Annotated in this window: 4 protein-coding genes; all 4 read left to right on the top strand. The window is 68.3% G+C overall.

The features are described 5' to 3' along the window. Positions 1-1,535: carboxypeptidase regulatory-like domain-containing protein (locus VKP62_09415; protein MEB3197407.1), on the top strand; the 1,535-nt coding region annotated here is incomplete at its 5' end. A gap of 199 nt (positions 1,536-1,734) precedes the next feature. Then, positions 1,735-3,150, top strand: a complete 1,416-nt coding sequence (locus VKP62_09410; protein ID MEB3197406.1) for a carboxypeptidase-like regulatory domain-containing protein — start codon at positions 1,735-1,737, stop codon at positions 3,148-3,150. 138 nt (positions 3,151-3,288) lie between these two features. Next, positions 3,289-6,804, top strand: a complete 3,516-nt coding sequence (locus VKP62_09405) for a protein kinase (protein ID MEB3197405.1) — start codon at positions 3,289-3,291, stop codon at positions 6,802-6,804. 71 nt (positions 6,805-6,875) lie between these two features. Further along, complete coding sequence (locus VKP62_09400; GenBank protein ID MEB3197404.1) at positions 6,876-8,708, top strand: DUF885 domain-containing protein; 1,833 nt, start codon at positions 6,876-6,878, stop codon at positions 8,706-8,708. The last annotated feature ends 74 nt before the right edge of the window (positions 8,709-8,782 follow it).

Below are 8,782 nucleotides of genomic sequence, written 5' to 3'. Positions count from 1 at the left end.
TGCAGGTCTATCGGCCTTTCTATCAGGTGCCGCCACGCCGCAGCGTGACGGTCACGGCCGGCGCCCCGCAGGACCTCGGCATCACCAAGCTGACCAGCACGGTGGCCTACTTCGGCAAGGTGTCCGGTGTGGTGAAAGACGTGCAGGGCCTCCCGCTCGACGGCGCCGTGGCCCAGCTCGACCCGCCCGTGACCGACAGCCAGTTCACCGACGCCACCGGCAAGTTCACGCTCGACCGGATCCTGCCGGGCGAGTACCAACTGACGATCGCGGCCGGAGGCCTCAAACCGGTGATCGTGCCGGTCATGGTCGACAACAAGCCGAACTTCACGGTCACGCTGCCGGAGGCCATCACGCTGACCAAGGGCAGTGCCAAGACCGAGCCGCCCGTGATCAAGCCGCTCGAACCGGTCCCGGCGGCGCCGCCGCCATCGGCGCCCCCGGCGAGCGCTCCCCCGACGCCGACAGCCCCCGCTTCGGCGACCGTGGTGGCCACCCCGGTCGCCACCACGGTGGCCACGCCCCTCCCCGCGCCATCCTCCGCAGCCCCCAAACTCTCGCCACCGGTGGCGCTGAAGGGCGAGGTGAGCACGCTGGCGGGGTCAAAAGTGGGGGGCGCCAACGGCAAGGGCGCTTCGGCGCAGTTCTATGCGCCCGGCGGCATCGCGCTGGCGCCGGATGGCGTCATCTACGTCGCGGATACCGGTAGCAACCGCATTCGCAAGGTCATGGCGGATGGCATGGTGACGCTGCTGGCCGGCATGAACGCCGGTCTGGCGGATGGCACGGGCCAGGCCGCCCAGTTCTCGCAGCCAGAAGGCCTGGGCGTCGACGCCAAGGGCAATCTGTACGTGGCTGACAGCGGCAACTGCGCCATTCGCGTGGTCACGCCGACGGGAGCGGTGACCACGCTGGCCGGCGACGGCACCCCGGGGGCCAACGACGGCGTGGGCAAGGCAGCCCGTTTCACCTTCCCGAAAGGCCTGGCGGTCACGCCCGATGGCACCGTTTTCGTGGCGGACCAGGGCAACCAGCGCATCCGCAAGATCACGCCGGACGGCACGGTCTCGACGGTGGCCGGTTCCAGCTCGGGCTACGTGGAAGGTCCGGCCAGTGCGGCCAAATTCTGGGATCCCAGCGGCATCACCGTGAGCCCGGATGGCACCCTCTACGTGACCGAACTGGGGAATCATTGCATCCGCAAGATCACCCCGAGTGGCACGGTGTCGACGCTGGCCGGTTCGCCGACCCAGAGCACCAACGATGGCATCGGCGCGGCCGCGGGCTTCAGCTTCCCTGAGGGAATCCACTACGGCCACGACGGCTACCTGTACGTGGCGGACACCAACCACCACCGCATCCGGCGCGTCTCGGCCGCCGGGGAGGTCGTGACCCTGGGCGGCAGCTGGTTCGGCATGGTGGACGGCAAGCTGGGCGACGCCAAGTTCGGCACCCCAGGCGCTCTGGTGCTGGCCAAGACCGGCGAGATCTACGTCGCGGACACCAGCAACCATCGCGTCCGCGTGATCCGCTGAGCCCTGCTGAACCGGGCGCGCTTGCACTTTGGCGGCGCGCCCGGTTCAATGTCAAACCTGCCTGTTGCACCAGGCTTGTCTGCGCGCCGTCTGGCCAAAGGCACGTCCGGGCCGGACAGGGAGTGTGTCGTGTGAACGGGTCCTGCCCATCCGCGTCGCGAACGCGGACCCAGGACCTCCCAACAGGAGGACTCCGAACTTGCGTTCTACCATGAACCTCGGGCTCGCGCTGACGCTGTGTGCGTCGCTCGTGGCCTGCCAGGGCAATCAGACCCCGAACCCCACCCAGGCCAGCGGCGCCGCTGCGGGCTCTGCCGGTGCCGGAACCGGCACCATCACGGGGACCGTCACCGTGGATTCGATCAGCGCGGGCTATCGCCTGGCCCAGGCGGCCACGGCGACGGGCGGCACCGTGATCGCGCGCAGCGACATCGACACCAAGGAAACCACCATCGGTCCCGATGGGAAGTTCTCCGCCGTGGTCAAGGGTGGCGCGGAATACACCCTCGAAGCGGCCGTGCCAGATGGCAAGGGCGGCGTGACCAAGGTGGTCTCGCCGACCGCCATCATGGTGCCGCTGGCGCAAGATCCCCCGATCGTCGACGCCGCCAGCCTGGTGACCCGTCGCACGGGTTCCATCCAAGGCGTGATCGAGCTGAAAGACGCTCGCCCCACCGACAGTGTGGAAGGCGCGGACGTGTTCCTCAGCGGCGGTACCTCGGTGGTCGGCAAGGCCGGTGAAACCGGTCGTTTCGCCCTCACCAACGTGGCCGAAGGCACCTGGAACGTGGTCGTCGCCAAGCCTGGCTTCAAGCGCCAGACCGTCAAGGGCATCGCGGTCAAGAGTGGCCGGCCGGCCATGCTCGACGCCCCGATCGTGCTGGAACGCGACGTCAATCCGCCCACCGGCGTGACGGGCACCGTCCAGAGCAGCGACGGCAAGGCCATCATCGGCGCGACCATCTCGGTCTACCCGAAAGACCGCAAGGCGATCGCCAACACCGACGTCGGTCTCGACAACTTTACCGCCATCACCGATGACGAAGGCCGCTTCGAGGTGCTGAACCTGCCGCCGGCCGAGTACACCGTTCAGGTCTATCGCCCGTTCTACCAGCTGCCACCGCGCCGCACCGTCACCGTGACCTCGGCCGCGCCGCAAGACCTCGGCGTCACCAAGCTGACCAGCACCGTCGCCTACTTCGGCAAGATTTCGGGCCAGGTCCTTGACGAGACCGGCAAGCCCCTGGATGGTGCCGTGGCGCAGATCGACCCGCCCGTGACCGAGAACCAGTTCTCGGATGCCAACGGCAAGTTCACGCTCGACCGGATCCTGCCGGGTGAGTACAAGCTCTCCGTGGCGGCGGGCGGCTACATGACCTTCATCATCCCGGTGATGGTTGACAACAAGCCCAGCTTCACGGCGACGCTGGGCGAGCCGATCAAGCTGATGAAGGGCGCCAAGACGCTTCCGCCCGTCATCTTCCCGTTCCCGATCCCGCCCGGCTTCGTGCCGCCGATGCCTTCCGCGTCGGGTAGCTTGCCCATCCCGAGTGCGCCCGTGCCGGTGCCCAGCGCGCCTGGCAGTGCCAGCTCGAGCAGCAAGCCCAAGTCGTAACAGGGCCAATTGAACCCGGGGGACCTGTTCCCCTGAATTCCAAACACGAAAACCTGCCAGGTCACACGACCTGGCAGGTTCTGCTTTCAGGGGTATACAAGGGACAACTCCCCCGCCGTTCCTGGTGACCCTTCCACGATGTCACATCCCGGGCCTACCCACTTCACCCAGCGCTATCGCGTGCTCGGCACCCTGGGCGAGGGAGCCATGGGAACGGTCTACCGGGTCTTGGACCAGTTCGAGGGCGATCGCGAATGCGCCTTGAAAGTGGTCAAGGCCCTGCCCGGCGACACGGCCGAACTGCGGCTGCGTTTCAAGGCGGAATACCACGCGCTGGCTCGCTTGCGGCATCCCAACACGGTGGCGGTGCTCGATTTCGGCCAGCTGGAGGACGGCGATCGCTTCATCGTGATGGAGCTGGTACCGGGGCAGGAACTGGCCGAGCTGCTCACGCAGGGCCCCTTGCCGCTACCGACGGTCTACCACCTGCTCAGCCAGCTGTTGCAAGCACTGGACTACATCCACGCTCGGCAATACGTCCATCGGGACATCAAGGCCGCCAACATCCGCGTCACGCCGGAGGGCGTGCTGAAGTTGATGGATTTCGGCCTGATGCGCCAGGCCCACGAGGAAGGGCCGCGCCAGATCACCGGCACGCCCGGCTACATGGCCCCCGAAGTGGCGCGCGGCGCGCCGATCAGCGCAGCGGCAGACCTCTATTCGGTGGGCTGCCTGGCCTACGAGCTGGTCACAGGTGGCCTGCCCTTCACGGGCAGCGTTGGCGAGGTCGTGCGGGCCCACCTCTTCAACGCCCCGCGCGCGCCCCGCGAGGCGCGCGCCGAGCTGCCACCCGCCTTCGAACGCCTGATCATGCGGCTGCTGGACAAGGAGCCAGGGCGTCGTCCCCGCACGGCCGGGATGGCCCTGGCCGAGCTGTCGGCCCTCTCGGGCACCGCCGTGGCCCGGGAAAGCCGCGATCAGCAGCTGAGCTTTCTGGTCTCCGGCGAACTGGTGGGTCGGGAAGTGGAGCTGGCGCGGATCGAAGCCTGCCTGGAGACGGTCTCGGGCGGACAGGGCCAGGCCTTGCTGATCGGCGCCCCAGCCGGAACGGGCAAGTCTCGGCTGGTTCAGGAGATCAAGTTGAAGGCGAGTCTGGCTGGCTTCGTGGTCATGCACGGCGCCTGTCACGACGAGGGCATGGGCCCCTATGACGCCCTGAGAGACGCCTTGCGGCCCGCGCTGGCCTATGCCCTGCCCGAGGAGCGCCGTCTCTTCGAGGGCCCGCTGCGCTTGCTGTTTCCGGAATTCGCCTCGGCGGAGGCCCCCCCCGAGGGCGTCAATGTGGTCGACATGGTGATCGAATGGCTGACGGCCCTCTCGCAGCGCCATCCCTTGCTCTTTCTGCTCGACGACCTGCACTGGGCCGACCCCCAGACGATCGACATCCTGAACCAGGGCATCCGCCGCACGACGGGCAGCCGGGTGTTCTGCGTCGGTACCTTCCGCGACGACGAAACCCCGGCCGGCAACCCGCTCTGGCAAACCATCGAGGAAGGCACCAGTCACTGGATGCGTCCCGCCCCGCTCGAACAGGCCCAGCAGGCCGCCTTGCTCGCCTCCTTTTTCCCCGGCAGCGAGATTCCGTCAGACTTTTCCCGCGCCCTGTACAGCGCCACCGGCGGCAATCCCTTCTTCACCCGGGAGGTGTTGCAACTGCTGATCGAGGAGGGCCACCTGGCCCGCAAGCAGGGGCTCTGGCAATTCCCGGCTGATCCCGCCGTGTTGCAACAGCTGCGCAGCATCGAAACGGCCGTTCAGCGTCGCCTGGCGCACCTGCCGGAGGGCGCCCGTCATCTGCTCGGCGCGGCCGCGGTGCTGGGGCACGCGTGGGAGCTGCGGGTGCTGCAAGCCGTGTCCGACAGTGCGGAAGACGACTTGTTCACCTGGCTCGAGGAATTGCTGGCACGCCAGCTGCTCACGCGCACGGGGCCGGGCCAGTACGAGTTCCCCCACGACCGCGTGCGCGAAGTGGCCTATGCAGGCCTGGAACCGGAAAGCCGAAACCAGCTGCACCAGCGCGCCGGCGCGGCGCTGCTGGCCGAGCACCCCGAGGATCAGACGGCGATCGCCCATGAACTGGGCCGCCATTTCCTGCAGGCGGGCGATGATGCCCAGGCCTATCCGCATCTGTTGGTGGCCGCCCAGCAGGCCCTGGCGCGCGGCGTGATCTATACGGCGCTGGAAACCTGGCGCGATGCCGAGGGGGCGCTCTCGCGCTTGCCCCAGGAGCACATGCCGGAGCGGCTGGCCATCTGGATGCAGATCGGCCACCACGGCTTCCATATGGCCACCGCCCTCGCCGGCGAGATGCTCAGCAAGGCCTATGCGGCCTATCAGGCCGACCCGGTGCAGGTGGCCAGGCTGCTGGCAGCCGGTCAGCAGGATGTGGCGACCCTGTTGACCCTCTATGCGGTGACCCACGCCATCATCGGCAAACCGGCCGACGCCTTTGCGGCGTCAGAGCAGCTGGTCCAGCTGGTGCCCGACCAGGCCAAGTCAGCCGCGGCCGCCGTGGTCCAGGTAGCACGTGTTCCTGCCTTGCTGGTATCAGGTCGCATCGATGAGCTCCTCGTGGAGGCCCGGCAAGCAGCCAGGCTGCTCGAAGCGCCCCTGCCCGCCCTCGCCTCCACCCTGATGCGTTCCGCGCGCGTCGGGGTCTGGGCCGCCCAGAATGCGATCGCCTTTCAAGGCCAGCGGCCTTCCCCCGAACCCCGTGACCGGGCGCTGGCCTATGCCCGGGAGATGGGGGACGAGGACCCCTACCTGGCCTGGTTCTACTTCGGCGTCTGGCCAGCCTGGACGGGCCACGTGGAGGAAGCCGAACGCTACCTCGAACTGACCCTGCGCAAGACCCGCCGGGTGGGAGGCCCTCCCTTCGCCTGGGTGCTGTACCTGCGCCCCTATCTGCTCTGGCAGCAAGGAGAGTACGCACTCGCGCTGGAACAGATCGAGAAAAACCTGCTGGTCTATCCGCACCTTCGTCAGCAGGCGCTGGCTTTCAACAAGTCCCTGGCGCTGCGGGGGCACCTGCTGGCCGATCTGGGGCGTCCCGCCGAGGCGCTGGCCGTGTTCGACGACCTGATTGACCGCGGCCAGGCGGATGGCCTGGGCTTCGCCCTCATGCTGGGCATGTATGGGCGCGCTGCGACCCTGGCGACGGAAGGTGAACTTGCCGCGGCCGAACCGATCTTTCAGCAACTGGCGACGATCGCCGGTTCGGGCCCGCTGCGCAATCCGCTGAGCGAGGCCTTTGCCTGGCTGGGGCTGGGACGCTGCGCCGCCCCACGCAGCCACAGCGAGGCGCTCTCCCGCTTCGACGCCGTGCTGGCCCGGGTGCGCAGCCCGGAGATGGACAACCTCTTCCTGCAGGCTCACACGCACCTGGCGCGCAGCAGCGTGCTGCGGGCCGCCGGACGCCCGACCCAGGCCCGGCAAGCCCTCACGGAGGCCGGTCGCCTGTTCCATCGCATGCGCAACCCCCACTGGCTGCACCTGGTCAATGAGGAACTGGCCCGGACCACGGGTATCACGGAGCCCCTGGGGCCTCAAAATGTCAGTCTTGAAGCCCGCTGGGCGCGCTTCAAGGGCCTCTGACGGCCTCGTGCAGCGTGGAAGCCTCACTTGCCATCTTGCCATCCATCGACCAGCCAGGTATGAAGTCCAGGATGACGTCCCGATTCGCCAGCCTGAACCGCCCGCTGATCCGGTACGTCGGTCGCGTGTTGTCCGTGGGTCTGCTGGCGCTCGCGCCGCTCACAGCCCCGGTGCAAGCGGCCGACTACCCCACCACGGAACGCCTGCGCCGCTTTCTGGCCTCGGAATGGGACTGGGCCATGGCCCAGGATCCCCTGTTTGCCTCGGCTATGGGCGATCGCCGCTGGAATTCGGCCTGGGCCGACCAGTCCCAGCAGGCCCAGCGAGACCGCCTGAGCCACCAGCAACAGGCCTGGCGCCAGTTGCGCGAGATTCCGCTGGCGCGCCTCACCCCTGAGGACCGCTTCCATCACCAGCTCTATACGCGTCACCTCGAAACCTGGCTGAAAGGCGATCCGCTCGGCGCCCACGCCTGGGTCGTGACGCCGCTGGAGGGCCCCCAGCTGGACCACACCCTGGTCGGCCTGCTCAAATTCGACGCGGAGCGCGACTTCCTGGACTGGATCGGGCGCCTGCGCGCCTTCGGGGTACGCGTGGAGCGGACCATCGATGGGCTCGAAGGGGCCCGCAAGCGAGGTCTCGTGCTCGACCGGGGTCTGGCCGAACGGGTGTTGACGCAGTTGGCCCCGCATCAGGTCAAACGGCCTGAAGAGAGTCCGTTCTACCAGCCCCTGACCCGGCTGCCGCTGGACATGCCGGCCGAACGCCAGCACCGCCTGCGGGAAGAGGCCCGTCAGGCCATCGACCGCGTGGTCCAACCGGGCATCCGCCGGTTCGAACGTTACTGGCGCAACCATTACCTGCCCGCGACGCATCAGGAAACGGGGCTTGCGGCGCTGCCGGGCGGTGATCGCCTGTACGAGCACCTGCTGAACGCCCACTGCACCACCCGCGTCACGCCGGCGCTGTTGCACGCCCGCGGCATGGCGGAGGTGGCCCGCCTGCAGCAAGAGATGGAACTGATCCGTCTGGAGGTGGGCTTCGAGGGCGACCTTGGCGAGTTCCTGCGGCAGGTCGAGCGCGATCCCCGCTTCCGGCATCCCAATCAGGCCGCCGCGCTGGCCGAATACGACCTGCTGGTGCGCCGCTTGACCCAGTGCCTGCCCAGCCTGTTCCGCGTCACCAACGTGCCGCCGTGTGGCGTGGCGGCCGTGCCCGAGGCGATCGCCCCGACCGCCCCCGGCGGTTACTACCTGCCGGCCGCCACCGATGGCTCGCGCGGCGGCACGTTTTTCGTCAACCTGAGCAACCTGGCGCATCGTCCCGCCTACGAAGCGGCGCCCCTGACCTTGCATGAAGCCCTGCCCGGCCACCATTTGCAGTTCTCGCGGCAATTTCAACGGGCCGATTGGCCGACCTTTCGGCGCTTGAGTCGCCCCAGCGCCTTCGTGGAGGGCTGGGGGCTGTATGCCGAATCGCTGGGGGAGGAGCTGGGCTTGTACCGCGATCCCTACGCCCGCTTCGGGCGCCTGAACATGAGCATGCGACGCGCCTTGCGGGTGGTGCTGGACACCGGCTTGCACGCGGGCGGCTGGGAGCGCCAGCGGGCGATCGCCTTCTACCGGGCCCACGCCGCGCGCCCTGAAGCTGAGATTGTCCAGGAAGTCGATCGTTTCCTGGCCGACCCCGGTCAGGCGGTGGCCTACAAGGTCGGAGAATGGAAGTTCCTCGAACTCAAGGCCCGCGCGATCGAAGGACTCGGCAAACGCTACGACGCCCGCGACTTCCACGAGGCCGTCCTGCGCGACGGGGCCGTCCCGCTCGATCTGCTTGAATCGCGCTTCGACGCCTGGTTGCGCGGCAGCGGAGGCTACTTGCCGGCGGCTCCGCCCGCGCGCTTCTGAGCCCGGCCGTCCCCAGGTTTCCGCGCCACTCCCCTGCGGTATGAAGGGGACAACTGTCCGCTCCCCTCATCCCT

This window comes from Candidatus Sericytochromatia bacterium (assembly GCA_035285325.1).
In the GTDB taxonomy this organism is placed as follows: Bacteria; Cyanobacteriota; Sericytochromatia; order S15B-MN24; family JAQBPE01; genus JAYKJB01.
This window is presented reverse-complemented; position numbering and strand designations above follow the sequence as displayed.

Excerpts from the sequence above, each read along its gene's own strand:
- VKP62_09400 (MEB3197404.1), top strand. The coding sequence starts at position 6,876 with ATGACGTCCCGATTCGCCAGCCTGAACCGCCCGCTGATCCGGTACGTC.
- VKP62_09405 (MEB3197405.1), top strand. The coding sequence starts at position 3,289 with ATGTCACATCCCGGGCCTACCCACTTCACCCAGCGCTATCGCGTGCTC.